The following is a 17,414-nucleotide window of genomic DNA, read 5'->3' on the forward strand; positions in this document are numbered from 1 at the left end:
GTTCCCCGTTCCCGCCTTTCCCCCGCTGTTCCTGTTCCCCGTTCCCGCCTTTCCCCCCGCCACTGCTATCGTTGCGCGCAATGAATGCGCCGATTCCCCCCGCCGGCGCCGCCGCGCCGTCCGCTGCGCCGGCCGCGCGCGCCCTGCGTTACCTCTACCGCGTGCCGCTGCTGCTGTGGCACCTGCTGGTGCACCTGCCGCTGACGCTGCTGCTGCTCACGCCGCTGACCGCGCGCCTGCGCGTTGGCGACGAGAGCCTCGAGCACCGCGTGATCCGCGCCTGGTCGGCCGGCCTGCTGCGGGTGTTCGGGTTCCGCCTGCGCCGGGTCGGCACGCCGTTGCCGGGCGCGACCATGTTCGTCGCCAACCACGTCAGCTGGATCGACATCTCGCTGCTGCACAGCCAGCGCATGATGGGCTTCGTCGCCAAGCGCGAGATCTCCAACTGGCCGCTGATCGGCTGGCTGGCGGCGCGCGGCGAGACGATCTTCCACCACCGCGGCAACACCGAGTCGCTCGGCGGGGTGCTGCACGAGATGCTGGCGCGGCTGCGCGGCGGGCGCTCGGTCGGGGTGTTCCCCGAGGGCGGCACCCGCGGCGGCAGCGAGGTCGGCCCGTTCCACGCCCGCATCTTCCTGGCCGCGGTCGAGGCCGGCGTGCCGGTGCAACCGGTGGCGCTGCGCTACGGCGCCCACGGCGACGCGCAGCGGGTGGTCGCGTTCGGCCCGCGCGAGGGCTTCCTCGGCAATTTTCTGCGCCTGCTCGGCGAGCCGGCGCGGCTGGCAGAGGTGCATTTCCTCGCGCCGATCGGCCCCGGCGAGACCGACGGCCGGCGCCGCATCGCCGACCTCGCGCGCCAGCGTATCGTCGAGGCGATGGGCCTTTGAACCGCGCCGGCCGCGGCGGCGGCGCCGACCACGCCCTGCAGCCGTGGCTCGCCGCGGCGCGGTCTTGCGTTAGCCCAGACAAGGCCCTCACTGTCCCGGGAAGCCCATGTCCAACCCGCATGCCGAACGTTGCCAGCCACCGCCCACCGGGCTGGCGGAGTTCGACGCGGTGATCGGCACCCAGGAGCTGGGCTACGACGACGAGCGCGTGCCGCTCGCGCGCCGCGCCGCGCTCGCCGGGATCGACACCGGTTCGCTGACCGCGGCCGATTACCGGCCGCCGCGCTGGCTGCACAACGCGCACGTGCAGTCGGTGCTCGGCTCCAGCCCGCAGCGCCGCCGGCATGGCGAACGCCGGCTGGCGGCGTCCGGCGCGGTCACCACGCCGCACCTGGTCGACGGCGGCGACGGCGTGCGCCTGCAGGGCCTGCACAGCGCCGTGCCCGGGGTCGAGCCGCGCGGGCTGGTGCTGCTGCTGCACGGCTGGGAGGGCAGCGTCGATTCGAGCTACATGCGCCTGACCGCGGCGCAGCTGCTGGCGCGCGGCTTCGAGGTGTTCCGCCTCAACTTCCGCGACCACGGCGGCACCCACCACCTCAACGAAGGCCTGTTCCACTCCAACCGCATCGACGAGGTCGTGCACGCCGCCTGCGACGTCGCCCGCCGCTTCCCGCTGCGGCCGCTGTCGGTCGCCGGCTACTCGCTGGGCGGCAACTTCGCACTGCGCCTGGCGCTGCACGCGCCGGCCGCGGGCCTGCCGCTGGCGCACGTCGCCGCGGTCTGCCCGGTGCTGGACCCGGCGCGCACCATGGACGCGATGGAGCACGGCTTCCCACTGTACCTGTGGTACTTCGAGCGCAAATGGCGCGAGTCGCTGGCGCGGAAGCGGGCGCTGTTCCCGCAGCAGCACGCGTTCGACGACCGCACGCTCGGGCTGCGGATGCGCCCGCTGACCCAGTGGATGGTCGAGCGCCACACCGACTTCGGCAGTCTGGACCGCTACTTCGACGGCTACTCGGTCGCCGGCGAACGGCTGGCGGCGTTGCGAACGCCGGCCAGCATCCTGATGGCGGCCGACGACCCGGTGATCCCGGTCGACGGCTTCCACGCGCTGCGGCTGCCGGATTCGGCGCGGCTCGAGATCGCGCCCTGGGGCGGGCACTGCAGCTTCCTGGAGAACGCGCGCCTGGACGGCTTCGCCGAACGCTGGATCGCGCAACGGCTGGACGACACCGCGGCCGCGGCCTGAGCGAACGCCACGCCGGCCGGCGAGGGCCGCCGCGCGGCGCCGCCGACCCCAGCCGCTACAATCGGCCTCTTTCGTCCCAAATCCTCCTACTTCCCGAGCCGTCCATGTACGAACCCATCATCGACGCGCTGCGCCGCGGCGCCGCCGCCGAAGCCCTGTCTGCCGCCCGCGAGGCGGTGACCGCGCAGCCGCACGACCCGACCTCGCAGCGCCTGCTGGCCGCCGCCCTGCGCCTGGGCGGGGACCGCGACGGCGCGCTGGCCGCGATCGACCACGCGATCGGCCTGGCCCCGGACGACGCCAACCTGCACCTTGAGCGCGCCGGCCTGCTGCTGCAGGAGCGCCAGCTCGATGACGCCCAGGCCGCGCTCGCGCGCAGCATCGGCCTGGACCCGAACCAGTTCCCGGCCTACATCGTCCAGGGCCAGCTCGCGCTCGGTCGCGGCGACCTCGACGAGGCCGAGCGCCTCGCCCGCACCGCCTCGCGCATCGCCCCGGAGCACCCGCAGGTCGCCGCGCTCGAAGGCACCCTCGCGCTGCGTCGCGGCGACGCCGACCGCGCGCTGGCGATCCTCAGCGGCGCGGCCGAACGCGGCGGCGCCGACGAGCCGACACTGCGCCACGCTTTGGGCTTCGCCTATCTCGCCAAGGGCCACTTCGCGTTCGCCGAGCAGGCGTTCCGCGGCATGCTCGAAGGCAATCCGGCGTCGCGCCCGTTGCGCGCGCTGGTGGCCGACATCGTCCGCCGCCAGGGCCGCCCGGCCGAGGCCGCCGATGAACTCGCGCCGCTGCTCGACGAGGCCGACGCGACCCCGGCGCTGCAGCGCCTGGTCGGCGAGCTCGAACTCGAGGCCGGCCGCAACGAGCGCGCGCTGCCGCGCCTGCGCGCGGCGTTCGACGCCGCCCCGCACGACCGCCGCACGCTGATGGCGCTGATCGAGGCCTGGCAGCGGCTGGGCGCGCTCGACGAGGCACGTACGACGCTCGACGCCACGCTCGCCACGCACCCGCAGTCCGCCGACCTGTGGCGCGCGCGCCTGCTGTTCGAACCGTTCGCCGGCGACGAGGCGCGCGCGGTGGTCGCGCGCTGGCTTGAGGCGATGCCCGATTTCGTGCCCGCGCTGGAGGCGCAATCGACGATCCACGACCACGCCGGCGAGAGCGCGCAGTCCGAGGCGGTCTCGGCCCGCATCACCGAGTTGCAGCCCGGCCACACCCAGGCCGAACTGCGCCTGATCGACGCGCTGCTGCAGCGCGAACCCGAAGCCGCGATCGCGCGCGTGGAAAGCCTGCTCGCGCGCGCCGAGGACGACGGCGTCAAGCGCATGCTGCGGCAGCTGCTCGGCCGCTCGTTCGACATCGCCGGCCAGCCCGACGCGGCCGCGGCGACCTGGGCCGAGCTGCATGCCGAAGTCGTCGACCAGCGCCTGCCCCTGCTCGAGGCGACCGCGCCGCGCAGCGAATGGCCGGAACTGGCGCCGCTGCCGGAGCCGGCCCCGGGCGTGCTGCTGCTGTGGGGCGCGCCGGGCTCGCTGGTCGAGCGAATCGCGCTGACCTTCGAGGCCGGCGGCGGCCCGTTGCGCGCCGACCGCTTCGGCGCGCAGCCACCGCAAGACCCGTTGCAGCGCTACCCGACCCCGGCCGAGCTGGCCAGCGACGCGCTCGACGGCAGCTTCCTGGTGAACCAGTGGCGCGCGACGCTGCCGGCGCGCGGGATCGCCGACGGCAACGTCTTCGACTGGCTGCTGTGGTGGGACAACGCGCTGCTGCTGGCGCTGCGCCCGTACCTGCCCGAAGCGGTGCTGATGATCGCGTTGCGCGACCCGCGCGACATGCTGCTCGACTGGCTCGCGTACGGCGGCCCGGTGCCGCTGGCGCTGGAATCGCCCGAAGCCGGCGCGCGCTGGATGGCGACCGTGCTCAACCAGATCGCCGCGCTGCACGAGCAGGACCTGTTCCCGCATCGCCTGGTCCGGCTCGACGCGATCGCCGACGACCCGATCGCGATCGCGCAGGCGCTCGGCGACGCGCTGGACACCCGGATCCCGGCGCTGCCCGAGGGCGCGTTCGGTCCGCAGCGCTTCGCGCCCGGGCACTGGCGCGCGTTCGCGCAGCCGCTGGCCGCGGCGTTCGCGCTGCTGACCCCGGTGGCGCAGCGGCTGGGGTATTCCGAGGGTTAAGGTTCTTTGCCCCCTCCCTTTCGCACAGCGAATGGATCACGGAGGAGTGCTTGGATATTGCCCCCTCCATTTCGCGTAGCGACGGGGAGGGCTGGGGAGGGGTGCTGTTCGACCGCGACGCAGAATCAAAATCAACAGCACCCCCTCCCAGCCTCCCCCTGCGCTGACGCGCAAAGGGAGGGGTCGAACACGAATCAGGAGACCCCATGCGCATCCGCAGCGACAGTTTCGAACACGGCCAGCGCCTGCCGGCGCAGTTCGCCGCCGGCCAAGCCAGCCCCGACGGCGGCGTCGGCTTCGCGCTCAACCGCAACCCACACCTGGCCTGGGACGGCGTGCCCGCGGGCACGCGCTCGTTCGCGCTGCTGTGCATCGACCCCGACGTGCCGACGGTGGCCGAGATGGTCGGCCAGCCCGGCGTCGAGATCCCGGCCGACCAGCCGCGCACCGACTTCATCCACTGGGCGATGGCCGACCTCCCTGCCGACCTGCGCGAGATCCCGGCCGGCAGCTGCAGCGACGGCGTGGTGCCGCACGGCAAGCCGGCGCCCGCCGGTCCGGCCGGCAGCCGCCAGGGCCTCAACGACTACACCGGCTGGTTCGCCGCCGACGCGGCGATGGCCGGCGACTGGCGCGGCTACGACGGCCCGTTCCCGCCGCCCAACGACCTGCGCCTGCACCGCTACTTCTTCCGCCTGTTCGCGCTGGATGTCGCCACCCTCGAACTGCCCGACCGCTTCACCGCCGCCGACGTGCTGCGCGCGATGCAGGGCCACGTGCTCGCCGAAGCACTGGTCTACGCGACCTACTCGCTGCACCCGGGCGTCAAGGGCTGACGCCCACGTGGCCGGCTGGCGCGCGCGCCTGCACCACCTGAAGCGCGAGGCGCTGACGGTGTACTTCGCCGCGCGCGACCCGCGCCTGCCCTGGCCGGTGCGGCTGCTGGCGCTGGGAATCGCCGCCTACGCGCTGAGCCCGATCGATCTGATCCCGGACTTCATCCCGGTGCTGGGCTACCTCGACGACCTGGTGCTGGTGCCGCTCGGGGTCGCATTGGTGGTGAAGCTGACCCCGCCGGCGATCCTTGCCGACGCGCGGCTGCGCGCCGAACGCGTCGCCGTGCGCCCGGTCAGCGTCGCCGCCGCGATCGTGATCGCCGCGATCTGGCTGCTGCTGCTCGCCGCCGTGGGCTGGTGGCTGTGGCGACCCTGGCAGGGCTGACGACGCGGTCGCTCAGCCGCGCAACGCCGACAACTCGGCGCCGAAATTGATGTGGAACGGGGCGCCGCCGATGACCAGCGCGGGCACCGACTTGACCCCGGCGCGCGCCGCCTCGTCGATGCGCCCGGACTGCTCGCCCAGGTGCACGACCTCGACCTCGTAGCGCGCCGGGTCGAGCGCTTGCGCGACCTGCCGCTCGGCCTCGACGCAGACCGAGCAACCGGCGTGGTAGAACGTGGCAGGCGTCTTCATCGCAGCACTCCCATGCAGCGCCGCGCACTGGCGGCACCGCTATCAGGCCACGCGCACCGCCGCCGCGCCAGCACGCACCGCGCGGTACCCCAGGCACAAAACGGTGACGATCGATGAAATCGTTGGCGAAAAGAGATATCGCCGCCGACCCCACGCAACGCGTCTACCGCTGCCTGGAGGACGTGATCGGCTGCAAGTGGTCGGTGAGCGTGCTGCTGGCGCTGCACGACGGCGTGCGCCGGCCGGGTGAACTGGTGCGGCATATCCCCGGGCTGTCTACCAAGGTGCTCAACGAACGCCTGCGAAAACTCGGTCACTACGGCTTGATCGAGCAGCACCGCTACCCCGAGGTCCCGCCACGCACCGAGTACACCCTGACTGCGTTTGGCCAGGCGCTGCTGGCGCTGGTCGGGCAGATCCGCGAGCTCGACCGCGGGCGTCAGCGCGACAGCCGCGCGATTCAGTCGCCGGCCGGCACCAGCAGCAGCAGCGCCGCGCCCAGCACGAAGCGGTAGACCGCGAATGCGGTGAAGCGGTGGCTCTGGATGTAGTGCAGCAGCCACTTCACCGCGACGAACGCGGTCACCGCCGAAGCGAGGAACGCGACCGCGAGCGCGGCCCAGTCCTCGTGCGCGGCCTCGGGCGTGCCGTGGATGTCGAACAGCTCGTACGCGGTCGCCGCGAACATGGTCGGGATGCCGACCAGGAACGCGAACTCGGTCGCCGCCGCGCGGTTGGTGGTGCCAGCCAGCAGCGCCACGAAGATCGTCGCCGCCGAGCGCGAGGTGCCGGGAAACACGCCGGCCACCACCTGCGCGATCCCGACCAGGATCGCCACCGTCCAGGTGATCGCCGCACGTTCCCCCAGGGTCGCCGCGCGCTTGGCCGCGAAATGCTCGGCCGCGATCATCCAGATGCCGCCGAGCACCAGCGCCCACGCGATCGGTGCAACCTCTGCCGACAACTCCCAGCCCAGCGCCTTGACCAGCAGCCCGAGCGCGGCGGTCACCCCGAACGCGGCGGCCAATTTGAACGCGTAATCGCGCGATTGCGCTGGTGTGGCGCTGATGCCGAGCGGGTCGTACTCGGAGGGCGCGTCGTAACCGAAGAACGCGACCAACATGCCCCATAGCCGCTTGCGGTAGATCAGCACCACCGCGCCGATGGCGCCGGCCTGGATCGCGATGTTGAACAGGTCGGAGCGGTGCCCGAGCCAGCGTTCGGCGAGCAGCAGGTGGCCGGTGCTCGAGATCGGCAGGAACTCGGTGATGCCTTCGATGATGCCGAGCAGGAGGGCGGCGAGCAGGTCGGTCATGCGCGGGGTCGGCGGGGAAAGGCGCGCCAGCATAGCCGAACCGTCGCGCGCACCATCTAGGTGCATCGGCCCGCCGGGACGCGCCGAGATGGTGCTAAATGCCCGGCCGAGCCGAGGCGGTGCTAGAAGAATCAACGGCTTGGAAGCCAACCAACGTTGGCACGGCCATTGCTTTGCTTAAGCCATCCATTCCCGCCGAGGCTGCCCCATGTCGCTCGAACACGTCGAAAAAATGATCAAGGACCACAAGGTCGAGTTCGTCGACCTGCGCTTCGCCGACATGCGCGGCGTGCAGCACCACGTGACCTTCCCCAAGTCGATCATCGAGCCGGGCCTGTTCGAGGACGGCAAGATGTTCGACGGCTCCTCGATCGCCGGCTGGAAGGGCATCCACCAGTCCGACATGGTGCTGCTGCCGGACGCGTCGACCGCGTTCCTCGACCCGTTCACCGCCGACCCGACCCTGGTGCTGACCTGCGACATCCTCGACCCGGCGACCATGCAGGCCTACTCGCGCGACCCGCGCGGCATTGCCAAGCGCGCCGAGGCCTACCTCAAGTCCAGCGGGATTGCCGATCAGGCGTTCTTCGGCCCGGAGCCGGAATTCTTCATCTTCGACTCGGTCCGCTACGCGAACGAGATGGGCCACACTTTCTTCCACGTCGACTCGGAAGAAGCGGCGTGGAACTCGGGGAAGGAATACGACGGCGGCAACACCGGCTACCGCCCGGGCGTGAAGGGCGGCTACTTCCCGGTCGCGCCGCTGGACTCGCTGCACGACATCCGCGCCGAGATGTGCAAGACCCTCGAAGCGGTCGGCATCGAAGTCGAAGTGCACCACCACGAAGTCGCCAACGCCGGCCAGTGCGAGATCGGCACCAAGTTCAACTCGCTGGTGAAGAAGGGCGACGAACTGCTGACGATGAAGTACATCATCAAGAACGTCGCCCACCGCAACGGCAAGACCGCGACTTTCATGCCCAAGCCGCTGGTCGGCGACAACGGCAGCGGCATGCACGTGCACCAGAGCCTCGCCAAGGGCGGCACCAACCTGTTCACCGGCGACGGCTACGGCGGCCTGTCGCAGATGGCGCTGTGGTACATCGGCGGCATCTTCAAGCACGCGCGTGCGATCAACGCGTTCGCCAACTCGACCACCAACAGCTACAAGCGCCTGGTGCCCGGCTACGAGGCGCCGGTGATGCTGGCGTACTCGGCCTCGAACCGTTCGGCGAGCTGCCGTATCCCGTACGTCGCCAACCCGAAGGCGCGCCGCATCGAGATCCGCTTCCCGGATCCGATGAACTCCGGCTACCTGATTTTCGCCGCGCTGATGATGGCCGGCCTGGACGGCATCAAGAACCAGATCGACCCGGGCGCGCCGTCCGACAAGGACCTGTACGACCTGCCGCCGGAAGAGGAGAAGGGCATCCCAACCGTGTGCCATTCGCTCGACCAGGCGCTGGAAGAACTCGACAAGGACCGTGACTTCCTCAAGGCCGGGGGCGTGTTCACCGACGACTTCATCGACGCGTACATCACCTTGAAGATGAAGGAAGTCACCGCGTTCCGTGGCGCGACCCACCCGCTCGAGTACCAGATGTACTACGCGATCTAGCGGCGTTGGACTTTGCTCCCTCCCTTTCGCGTAGCGAAGGGGGTGAGGAGGGCCGCTCGCAAGCCATTGGCTTGCGGTCCGACGAACGCCCGCAGGCTATGCCTGCGGGCCGGACGGGCTGGGGAGGGGTGCTGTTCGACCGCGACGCAGAATCCAAATCAGAAGCACCCCCTCCCAACCTCCCCCTGCGCTGCGCGCAAGGGGAGGGGCAAAAAGCAAAAAGCAAAAAGCAAAAAGCAAAAAGCAAAAAGCAAAAAGCAACACCCCGGTCTACGCGAGCAGGCCGGTTTTGCCCCCTCCCTTGCGAAGCAGGGGAGGGCTGGGGAGGGGTGCTCTTCGCGCTTTCGTGCAGAACAGATCAACAGCACCCCCTCCCAACCTCCCCCTGCGCTGTGCGCAAGGGGAGGGGCAACAGCCAAGTACCAAACAGCAAAAAGCGAAAAGCGAAAAGAAAAAAGTAGAAACGAGCAAGCACGCCGGCGCCACGCCGGCCTGCGTCGAACACGACAACGGCGAGGCGTCGCCCGCGGCGATGCCTCCAACGACCACGGGGGCGGGCATGCACGGCAAGCGACGGCAGCGGCAATCATCTCGGCACACCTCCCGTGCGCAAATCGCGCGCGTGCCCCTGCTCGCCGCGCTCACGTCATTCACCGCCCTCGCCCACGCCGCCCCGTCCACCATCGACAAGGGCGACACCGCCTGGATGCTGGTCGCCACCGCGCTGGTGGTGCTGATGATCGTGCCCGGCCTGGCGCTGTTCTACGGCGGCCTGGTGCGTGCCAAGAACATCCTGTCGGTGCTGATGCAGGTGCTGGTGGTGGCCGCGCTCGCGTTCGTGCTGTGGGTCGCCTACGGCTACAGCCTCGCGTTCGACGGCGGCAACGCGCTGATCGGCGGCCTCGGTAAAGCGTTCCTGCACGGCGTCGGCGTCGACTCCGCGGTCGACACCTTCAGCGCGGGAGCGCAGATCCCGGAACTGGCCTACGTCGCGTTCCAGGGCGCGTTCGCCGCGATCAGCTGCGCGCTGGTGGTCGGCGCGATCGCCGAGCGCGCCAAGTTCGCCGCGGTGCTGCTTTTCACCGTGCTGTGGTTCACCTTGGCCTACCTGCCGCTGGCGCACATGGTGTGGGCGAGCGAAGGCCTGCTGTTCAAGCTCGGCGCGCTGGATTTTGCCGGCGGCACCGTGGTTCACATCAACGCCGGCGTCGCCGGCCTGGTCGGGGCGTGGATGCTCGGCCCGCGGATCGGCTTCGGCCGCGAGCGGCTGTCGCCGCACAGCCTGCCGCTGACGATGACCGGCGCCGCACTGCTGTGGGTCGGCTGGTTCGGCTTCAACGCCGGTTCCGCGCTCGAGGCGAGCGGCATTGCCGCGCTCGCGTTCCTCAACACGCTGGTCGCCGCGTCGGCGGCGGTGCTGGCGTGGAGCGCGGTCGAAGCGCGCTTCCGCGGCCGCGCCTCGATGCTCGGCGCCGCGTCGGGCGCGGTGTCGGGCCTGGTCACCATCACCCCGGCCTGCGGCACGGTCGGCGTCGGCGGCGCGCTGCTGATCGGCGCGCTCGGTGGCATCGCCGGCTTCTGGGGCGTCAACGCGCTCAAGCGTCGCCTGCGCGCCGACGACAGTCTCGACGTGTTCGGCATCCACGGCGTGTGCGGCATCGTCGGCGCGCTGCTGACTGCGGTGTTCACCGCGCCCGCGCTGGGCGGCAGCGGCGCCGCCGATTTCGCCTGGGCCGCGCAGCTGGGCGTGCAGGCGCTGGGCGTGGGCCTGACGGTGGCGTGGTCCGGCATCGCCGCGCTGCTCGCGTTCTTCATCGCGCGCGCGGTGTTCGGCCTGCGCGTCGACCACGAGGCCGAACGCGAAGGCCTCGACATCAGCGCCCACGGCGAATCGGCGTACGAGATCTGACGCGGCCCACCCTCGCCGCCGACATGCGGCACACTCGCGGTTCGCTCCCGACCCCGGACCCCCGCGCATGAGCTTCGTGATCACCCCGCACGCCCTGGGCAGCTTCGTCGCCTACCTGCTGACCGGCATCGCCGTGTGGGCGATCGCGCTGGCGGTGTACGCGCTGGTCACCCGCCACGGCGAGTTCAGGCTGATCCGCACCGGTAATAGCGCCGCGGCGATCGCGTTCGGCGGCGCCGCGATCGGCGTGGCATTGCCGGTCAGCAGCGTGATCACGCACGCGGTCAGCCTGCTCGACGCGCTGGCGTGGGGCGCGGTCGCGGTGGTGTTCCAGCTGATCGCCTACGGCGTGTCGCACCTGTTCGTGCCGAACATCTCGCGCAAGATCGAGGCCGGCGACACCGCCGCCGGCACCTTCCTGGCCGCGGCATCCATCGCCATCGGCCTGATGAACGCCGCCGCGATGACCCCCTGAGGCTTGCCGATGAAACGCTCCCGCCACATGAAGCTCGTGCTGATGGCCGCCGTGCCGGTCGCCCTCACCGCCTGCCAGCCCGAACCGACCGGCACCGTCGTGCAGACCGTCGCCGAATGCCAGGCCGGCGGCTGGATGACGCCCGCGCAATGCGAGACCGCGCACAACGAGGCGCTGGCCGCGCACGCCACCAGCGCGCCGCGCTACGAGAGCCAGGCCGACTGCGAAGCCGAGTTCGGCCAGTGCACGCCGGCCCCACAACAAGGTGCCGAAGAAGAAACGCCGCAAGGCCAGCGCACCGCGTACATGCCGCCGATGAGCGGCTTCCTGATCGGCTACCTGATGGGCAGCATGGGCGGCCGCGGCATGGCGCCCGGCCCCGCCAACCCTGCCACCTACACCGGCGCCGCACCGCTGTACCGCACCCGCGCCGGCGGCGAGTTCCACAACGCCCGCGGCGACGCCGTGGCCAAGAGCAGCGGCACCGTGTTCGGCAAGCGCGGCGCGTTGCCCGCGCCCGGCCGCGCAATCACCGTGTCGCGCGGCGGCTTCGGCGCGCGCGGCGCGTTCACCGGCGGCCGCGGCGCCTGACGTGCAGCGCATCGCCATCGCCCCGCGCGCGGACTGGCGCGACCAGGCCGAGCAGCACGGTTTCGAGTTCCACACCATCGACGGCGCGCCGTACTGGGACGAGTCGGCGTACTACGCGTTCACCCTGCGCCAGGTGGAAGACGACATCGAGGCCGCCACCGAATCGCTGCATGCGATGGCGATGGACCTGGTTGGCGAGGTGGTCGGTTCCGAATCGCTGCTGACCCAGCTCGCGATCCCGGCCACGCACTGGGACTGGATCCGCGACTCCTGGCAGCGCGACGAACCGCACCTGTACGGCCGCATGGACCTGGCCTACGACGGCCACGGCCCGGCCAAGCTCTACGAGTTCAACTACGACACCCCGACCGCGCTGTACGAAGCGGCGTACTTCCAGTGGCTGTGGCTGGAGCAGCAGCTCGCCGCGGGCCAGCTGCCGGCCGGCGCCGACCAGTACAACCGCATCCAGGAAGCGCTGTGCGAAACCCTGGCCACGCTCGCCAGCACGCAGCGGCTGGCGTCGCCGATGCACTTCTCGTGCGTGCGCGGGTCGGCCGAGGACCGCGGCACCGTGCGCTACCTGCAGGACTGCGCCGAACAGGTCGGCATCGACACCCGCTTCGTCGCCATCGAGGACATCGGCCTGAGCGCCGAGGGCTGGTTCACCGACGCCCAGGACTACGTGATCCGCACCCTGTTCAAGCTGTACCCGGTGGAGTTCCTGATGGAGGACAGCTTCGGCGCGCAGCTGCGCGGCGAGCGCATCCAACTGGTAGAGCCAGCGTGGAAGGCGGTGCTCAGCAACAAGGGCATCCTGCCGCTGCTGTGGGACCGCCACCGCGGCCACCCGAACCTGCTCGAGGCGCGCTTCGACGCCGCCGGCGGCGACCTCCCGCGCGGCTGGGTGCGCAAGCCCCTGCACTCGCGCGAAGGCTCCAACATCGAGATCGTCACCCAACACGGCGAGCGCCACGCCTCCGACGGCCCCTACACCGGCCCCGCGATTCTGCAGGCGCACCACCCGTTGCCGCAGTTCGCCGGCCGCTACCCGCTGGTCGGCAGCTGGGTGGTCGCCGACCAGGCCGTCGGCATGGGCCTGCGCGAGGACGCGGGACCGATCACGCGCGACACGTCGTGCTTCGTGCCGCATGTGATCGTGGGGTAGATCCACTCTTCCGGTTGCTCGGGGCAGCCACTTTGAACACGAGCGAAGACCGCGCATGGAAGCGGCGATAAACGATGACTGCGCATCGAAGAACTTGAAGTGGAGGTTGTCCAGACCCTTGGCCTGAAAGAGTTCGTCGCTCGGAAATACCTCGACAGCACCAACGAACTTCCCGTGGTACAGCGGAACGCGCCCAGCACGGTCCGAGTAGATCGAGATCGGGACGCCTTACGTCGAGTCAGTATCGAGGTTGAACTCGATCGTAGTGCCCAGGGTCCTTAGCGCGCTGCGCAGACCGCCTCTGAACGCTTCAGCCTGCACCCTTCTGTCGAACTCGCCCCGCACGAATTGCTGGGAGTTGACGGCCAAGCGATCGAGCGTGGCGGATCCTCACGAACACGAGGCAACAAGCGCCATAGACAAAATCGAAATCGCCCAGCGCGCGCCCTGCATCTCGATGCGGTCACTTCCCCGCCACTATCTTGATCCAGCCGGCAACTGGCCTGTAGATGATTACACGGAGAAAATTCTATAGCCACATGGCAGAGTGGGGCTATTTCTGTTCCCTGGTTGCCTTTAAATAACGCTCAATCTCAGCCCTCTCGGCGGCTGAAAAGTTGCCGTTTCTAAGAATTTCCATGACCTCTTCGGCGCTAAATCTAACCCCTTTAACAAACTCGAGAATGTCATCCTTGGAAACCGGGTCGGCCGATATGGGGGCAATCGAGCCATCAACGTTGCTTTCTTCATTAAGTCCCGGCTTGACGTTGATATAAATTCTGTAGCGCGATGTGCCTTCCGACAGTGATCCGTCGTAATAGAGCGTGGTTCCGGCAGGAATCATGTAGGGGCTGGGGTAGGTTTCCGAGCCTATGTAAAGCGGAGTCTTTAGAACGTGGACTTTGTCCATTTTGGCATCCTGTGTGCACCCGGCCATGGCGAGTGCCATTGAACAAACGTAGGTGAAGGATCGAACACTCATCTTGCACCCGCTTGGTAGGTCTTGCGTTTATCCACCCGGATCCTTACGTCGTTTGAACCATAGTAGGTTCGCAGATTTGCTGGTAGGAACAAGCGTTTAGGTGTTCCGTACTTTGCCTTCATCGCGGTCGACACCAAAGTGGACAGGACATCCTCGGGTCGAATGTGCTTTTCGGACCCTTCAACGACTCTAGGAATCGCTTGCTTCGCGCCATCAATGCTCAGCGTCGTGCAATTGGGGCCGAGCGCAAAATAGTCTGTCGAAATTTTGTATCGTTTGTAGCTGGCAGTTGTTTTTAAAGGGTTGGATCCAGCGATCATCTTGTCGAAGTAGGCGATGGTCCGATTGGCTTGGGCTTCGAATATCGCGTACTGATATCCCCAGGACGTGCGCCCGGTTTGATTCTCGGAAGCGATGTACGCCCCGAAATTAGCCCAAATATTGAGAATACCTTCGCCGCGCGGACTGTCTTCGCCATCAAGGTCGATGCCAAAACCCAGCGACTCTGGGTAGATTCTTCCATAACGCCCGAAGTCATAGGTATGTTCGGTGCGAGGTGTCTTTATCCTCAGCGCGGTGTGCCCATACTTGTGCTCGACTCCTTGTCGCGTATACGGCCCGCCTATAATGATCTCGAGCTCCGAATCTGGCTTGAGCGCCGCTCGCACAACGCTATTCTGCGGAGCGACCGTTTGCGCCTTCGTTGTGGGCTTAGGCATTGGACGCTCCCGCTTGTGTTTCGCCCCATACGACTTTGGCTTCTTCGCTCGCCACAGAACCAACGCGCAGCGTTTTGCCTTCATGGTCGGTGCTGCCGAAGTACTCGTCTCCCGATGCAAGTAGCAGCTTGTATGGCATGCCTTCGACAGGCTCCCCCGTCAGTTCGTTGATCAACTGGAACTGCTGATCGAATCGTTTGATGCGCGTATCCGGCAATTTGGCCAAGATCGCCGCATCCCTAGCCCCGCTCAAAAACGGGTTCTCACTGGCCTTGACCGTGAAATTCCCGGGGCACGCAAACGTGATGTTGCCGCCTTCGAGAGTGACCTGGGTCTGCCCCGCCTGCAGCACGATCTTCTTGCTCGCCAGCACGTCGATGCGCTCGTCGGTGGCGGTGATGGTGACGCTTTGGTCGGCCAGCAATTCCAGCGGGCCGACGTGGGCCTGCAGGCTGACCGGGCCGTTGGCGGCGATGGTGCGGATCGGGCCTTGCTGGGCGAACAGGGCGACGTGCGCGCCGCTGACGGCCGCATAGGTCTCGCCGGCGACGAGGTGGAGGTCTTGCTGCGCGGTCAGGTGGACGTTGCCGCCGGCGTAGGCGAGTGCGCTCTTGGGCGTGGCCAAGGCAATGCGGTCCGGACCTTCGACCAGCAGCAGCGGCCGGGCGAAGCGTTCGACCGGATCGCCGCTGGCCGCGCCTGCGCCTCCTGCGCCCGCGGCGCTCGCACCTCCTTGTGCACCGTCGCGCTTGCCGCCGCTGGGCTTGGTCGTGGCTTGGCCGTTGACGGCGCCGGCGTATTTGCCGTCCTGCTCGACGTCGAGCATGGTGATGAACTGCGTCTGCTGCGCGTTGGCACTCAGTGGCGCGACGTGGTGCTGGCCGGCGGCGTCGCTGAGCGCTTGCGCGGTCTGCGCGGCGGCCTGCAGTTGCGACACGGCTTCGGCGACGTCGAACTGGGTCGAGCTTGCATTCGCCCTGGCGGTGCTCGAGACCAGCACGCCGGCGCCGGCGCGCAGGTTGCCCCAGCCCAGCGTCGCCAGGTCGAAACCTTGGCCGCGCAGGTTGCCGCGGTGGCCGTTGCCGTGCTCGACCAGGTAGCCCAGTTCCAGCCGGCTGTCGGCCAGCGTGGTGTGCAGCCGCTGGCGCAGCTGGCCGGGGGCGTCGTCGAGCAGCCATTGCTGCTGGCCGCCGCCGTCGAGCGACTGGGTGTGCAGGCCCGAGAGCGTGCCCAGGTGGTTGCTGGCATCGCCGAGCGCAAACGGCGGCGCGACCTCGCCGTTGTACAGCTGGCCGGTGACCAGCGGCTGGTCGATGTCGGCGTGCAGGAACTCGACCAGCACCTCGCTGCCGATCCGCGGCAGCGCGTGCGAACCCCAATTCGGCCCGGCCAGCCACTCGGCCACGCGCACCCATGTGCCGCTGGTCTCGTTGCCCGGCGCGTGGCCGTCCGGGTGCGCGCTGGAGCCGCTCTCGCTCAACCCGCCGGCATGCGGCTGCGCGCCGCGCTGCCAGGCAAACTGGATTCGCACCTGATGGTCGCGGTTGGACGTGTTGGCCGCGTCGGGCAGGCCGACCACGCGCGCGGTCTGGGCGCCGGCGATATGCGGCTTGCGGCCGGGCATCGGCACGATCGGGGTGCCTTGCGGCACGGCGAGGAAGCGGTTGCGGTAGCTGCCGTGCTCGAGGCCAGCGTCGTCGAGCAGTTCGACGATGCCGCTGCCCAGGTTGTTGGCGGCCAGGTGCTCGACGGCCAGCGGCACGAAGGCTTGTCCCGACAGATCCGGATGCTGGCTCAGGGTGAACACCACGCCGGCGTCGAGGCCGCGGCCGTTGCCGGAGCCGGCGTGCAGGCGTTGCGGCAGGCGCAATGCATCCAGCCGCAGTTCGGCCGTCAGCTGCGCGTGCTCGCGCTGCGCGAAGCGGCCGGCGCGCGGCACGCGGTAGGCCTCGCGCAATGGCAGGTGCGGGCTGGCGGGATCGGCTTCGCTGGTGGCCGAGAGCGCTTCGACCTGCTCGGGCATCCAGCTCGCGGTCGTGAATGCATCGACCGTGGCCTGGCGTTGCTCGCCGAACTGGGTGATCGCATCGAGCGACTCGGTCGCATCGCTGCGGTGGAAGCGCAGGGTGTCTGGGGTCGCGGCGGGAAGCTGCGCCGCGCGGTCGAACACCACCAGCGTGTGCGCCCCGAAGGAAGTCCCCCCGGGGGACCTGGGTTCGTCGGTCTGGGCGTGTTCGAAGCGCCACGCCAGTCCGGCGTCGGCGAGCAGCCGCACCACGAAGTCCCAGTCGCTCTCGCGGTACTGGGTGGTGATCGCGGGTGTCGTCAGCGCCTGGCCCGCGTCGAAGCGGAACGCGGCCTGCGGGTAGTCGGCGAAGACCCGCTCGAGCACGCCGAGCGCATCGAGGTCCTGGAAGATCAGCGCGTTGCGGCGTAGGGCCAGGAACGCGGTCCACGGCGCCATCGTCAGCCGGTAGCGGGCCAGCCCACCGTCACTGCCCAGCGGTGCGAGCTGGGTGCAGTGGCCGTGCCACTGGCGCTGCGCACCCGTTGCCTGGCGCAGGCGCAAGGCGATCGGCTGGCCGATCAACGCCCGCACGTCGAGGAACGCCGATGCCGACAGGCAGTCGATCGTGAACTCGAACGGCGCGCACACCGCCTCGCGACCGGCGAAGCGTTCGACCACGAACGCGCCGGGCAGCGCGGTGTCGATCTCGATCAGGCGTGCGTGTTGCGACGCCCCGAAGGAAGTCTCCTTGGGGGAGAGTCGCCCTAGCCAGTCGCCGGCGTGGCGGGCGAGTGACTGGATATCCATATCCATACCGATCCCATTGAAGAATGAAGCGCTGCG

16 protein-coding genes are annotated in these 17,414 nt (G+C 69.2%); 11 read left to right on the top strand and 5 right to left on the bottom strand.

Annotated elements, in window-relative coordinates; translation table 11 throughout:
• Positions 1-80: 80 nt before the first annotated feature.
• The 5 genes from ACFQZQ_RS10955 (at position 81) to ACFQZQ_RS10975 (ending at position 5,537) form a co-directional block, all read left to right on the top strand.
• Positions 81-887 (top strand): lysophospholipid acyltransferase family protein, encoded by an 807-nt coding sequence (locus ACFQZQ_RS10955; RefSeq protein WP_386812828.1) that lies wholly within the window; start codon positions 81-83, stop codon positions 885-887.
• A 256-nt stretch (positions 888-1,143) separates the two neighbouring features.
• The gene (locus ACFQZQ_RS10960; protein WP_386812922.1) at positions 1,144-2,136 is read left to right on the top strand and encodes a YheT family hydrolase; all 993 of its coding nucleotides are present in this window, start codon (positions 1,144-1,146) and stop codon (positions 2,134-2,136) included.
• A 104-nt stretch (positions 2,137-2,240) separates the two neighbouring features.
• On the top strand, positions 2,241-4,316 hold the full coding sequence (locus tag ACFQZQ_RS10965; protein ID WP_386812829.1) for a tetratricopeptide repeat protein: 2,076 nt from the start codon (positions 2,241-2,243) through the stop codon (positions 4,314-4,316).
• 206 nt (positions 4,317-4,522) lie between these two features.
• Positions 4,523-5,152, top strand: a complete 630-nt coding sequence (locus ACFQZQ_RS10970) for a YbhB/YbcL family Raf kinase inhibitor-like protein (RefSeq protein WP_386812830.1) — start codon at positions 4,523-4,525, stop codon at positions 5,150-5,152.
• Between the two features lie 7 nt (positions 5,153-5,159).
• A complete protein-coding gene (locus tag ACFQZQ_RS10975; protein WP_386812831.1) occupies positions 5,160-5,537 on the top strand; it encodes a YkvA family protein in 378 nt (125 codons plus the stop codon).
• A 12-nt stretch (positions 5,538-5,549) separates the two neighbouring features.
• Here the strand turns inward: ACFQZQ_RS10975 and ACFQZQ_RS10980 are convergent, their stop codons facing one another.
• Positions 5,550-5,789, bottom strand: coding sequence for a hypothetical protein (locus ACFQZQ_RS10980; RefSeq protein WP_386812832.1), 240 nt, complete (start codon positions 5,787-5,789; stop codon positions 5,550-5,552).
• A gap of 113 nt (positions 5,790-5,902) precedes the next feature.
• On the opposite strand from ACFQZQ_RS10980, the gene ACFQZQ_RS10985 reads away from it, so the two are divergent.
• Positions 5,903-6,304: a winged helix-turn-helix transcriptional regulator gene (locus tag ACFQZQ_RS10985; RefSeq protein WP_386812833.1), complete on the top strand. Its 402-nt coding sequence runs from the start codon at positions 5,903-5,905 to the stop codon at positions 6,302-6,304.
• Here the strand turns inward: ACFQZQ_RS10985 and ACFQZQ_RS10990 are convergent.
• Positions 6,250-7,104 (bottom strand): undecaprenyl-diphosphate phosphatase, encoded by an 855-nt coding sequence (locus tag ACFQZQ_RS10990; RefSeq protein WP_386812834.1) that lies wholly within the window; start codon positions 7,102-7,104, stop codon positions 6,250-6,252. The genes ACFQZQ_RS10985 and ACFQZQ_RS10990 overlap by 55 nt on opposite strands.
• A gap of 208 nt (positions 7,105-7,312) precedes the next feature.
• Between ACFQZQ_RS10990 and glnA the strand changes: the two genes are divergently transcribed.
• The 5 genes from glnA to ACFQZQ_RS11015 all read left to right on the top strand — a co-directional run bounded on the left by glnA (position 7,313) and on the right by ACFQZQ_RS11015 (position 12,862).
• Positions 7,313-8,722: a type I glutamate--ammonia ligase gene (glnA, locus tag ACFQZQ_RS10995; protein WP_386812835.1), complete on the top strand. Its 1,410-nt coding sequence runs from the start codon at positions 7,313-7,315 to the stop codon at positions 8,720-8,722.
• 622 nt (positions 8,723-9,344) lie between these two features.
• A complete protein-coding gene (locus ACFQZQ_RS11000; RefSeq protein WP_386812836.1) occupies positions 9,345-10,631 on the top strand; it encodes an ammonium transporter in 1,287 nt (428 codons plus the stop codon).
• A 67-nt stretch (positions 10,632-10,698) separates the two neighbouring features.
• Entirely contained in the window at positions 10,699-11,106 is a 408-nt protein-coding gene (locus ACFQZQ_RS11005; RefSeq protein WP_386812837.1) for a DUF350 domain-containing protein, read from the top strand.
• 9 nt (positions 11,107-11,115) lie between these two features.
• Positions 11,116-11,697 (top strand): DUF1190 domain-containing protein, encoded by a 582-nt coding sequence (locus ACFQZQ_RS11010; RefSeq protein ID WP_386812838.1) that lies wholly within the window; start codon positions 11,116-11,118, stop codon positions 11,695-11,697.
• Position 11,698: 1 nt separating this feature from the next.
• Positions 11,699-12,862, top strand: coding sequence for a glutathionylspermidine synthase family protein (locus tag ACFQZQ_RS11015; protein WP_386812839.1), 1,164 nt, complete (start codon positions 11,699-11,701; stop codon positions 12,860-12,862).
• Positions 12,863-13,415: 553 nt separating this feature from the next.
• Here ACFQZQ_RS11015 and ACFQZQ_RS11020 read toward each other — a convergent pair.
• The 3 genes from ACFQZQ_RS11020 to ACFQZQ_RS11030 all read right to left on the bottom strand — a co-directional run bounded on the left by ACFQZQ_RS11020 (position 13,416) and on the right by ACFQZQ_RS11030 (position 17,378).
• Positions 13,416-13,772, bottom strand: a complete 357-nt coding sequence (locus tag ACFQZQ_RS11020; protein ID WP_386812840.1) for a hypothetical protein — start codon at positions 13,770-13,772, stop codon at positions 13,416-13,418.
• Positions 13,773-13,840: 68 nt separating this feature from the next.
• Positions 13,841-14,563 carry a hypothetical protein gene (locus ACFQZQ_RS11025; protein ID WP_386812841.1) on the bottom strand — a complete coding sequence of 241 codons (723 nt, stop codon included), beginning with the start codon at positions 14,561-14,563 and terminating at the stop codon, positions 13,841-13,843.
• Positions 14,556-17,378 (bottom strand): type VI secretion system Vgr family protein, encoded by a 2,823-nt coding sequence (locus ACFQZQ_RS11030; RefSeq protein ID WP_386812842.1) that lies wholly within the window; start codon positions 17,376-17,378, stop codon positions 14,556-14,558. Before ACFQZQ_RS11030 ends, ACFQZQ_RS11025 begins: the two co-directional genes overlap by 8 nt.
• Positions 17,379-17,414 lie beyond the last annotated feature (36 nt).

This window comes from Lysobacter koreensis, assembly GCF_042677045.1.
GTDB lineage: Bacteria > Pseudomonadota > Gammaproteobacteria > Xanthomonadales > Xanthomonadaceae > Lysobacter_K > Lysobacter_K koreensis.

Bases quoted from the DNA above. Each gene is read 5' to 3' on its own strand.
- ACFQZQ_RS11020 (WP_386812840.1), bottom strand. From the start codon at position 13,772: ATGGACAAAGTCCACGTTCTAAAGACTCCGCTTTACATAGGCTCGGAA.
- ACFQZQ_RS11005 (WP_386812837.1), top strand. From the start codon at position 10,699: ATGAGCTTCGTGATCACCCCGCACGCCCTGGGCAGCTTCGTCGCCTAC.
- ACFQZQ_RS10985 (WP_386812833.1), top strand. From the start codon at position 5,903: ATGAAATCGTTGGCGAAAAGAGATATCGCCGCCGACCCCACGCAACGC.
- ACFQZQ_RS11025 (WP_386812841.1), bottom strand. From the start codon at position 14,563: ATGCCTAAGCCCACAACGAAGGCGCAAACGGTCGCTCCGCAGAATAGC.
- ACFQZQ_RS10990 (WP_386812834.1), bottom strand. From the start codon at position 7,104: ATGACCGACCTGCTCGCCGCCCTCCTGCTCGGCATCATCGAAGGCATC.
- ACFQZQ_RS10970 (WP_386812830.1), top strand. From the start codon at position 4,523: ATGCGCATCCGCAGCGACAGTTTCGAACACGGCCAGCGCCTGCCGGCG.
- ACFQZQ_RS11010 (WP_386812838.1), top strand. From the start codon at position 11,116: ATGAAACGCTCCCGCCACATGAAGCTCGTGCTGATGGCCGCCGTGCCG.
- ACFQZQ_RS10980 (WP_386812832.1), bottom strand. From the start codon at position 5,789: ATGAAGACGCCTGCCACGTTCTACCACGCCGGTTGCTCGGTCTGCGTC.
- ACFQZQ_RS11030 (WP_386812842.1), bottom strand. From the start codon at position 17,378: ATGGATATCCAGTCACTCGCCCGCCACGCCGGCGACTGGCTAGGGCGA.
- ACFQZQ_RS10955 (WP_386812828.1), top strand. From the start codon at position 81: ATGAATGCGCCGATTCCCCCCGCCGGCGCCGCCGCGCCGTCCGCTGCG.
- glnA (WP_386812835.1), top strand. From the start codon at position 7,313: ATGTCGCTCGAACACGTCGAAAAAATGATCAAGGACCACAAGGTCGAG.
- ACFQZQ_RS10965 (WP_386812829.1), top strand. From the start codon at position 2,241: ATGTACGAACCCATCATCGACGCGCTGCGCCGCGGCGCCGCCGCCGAA.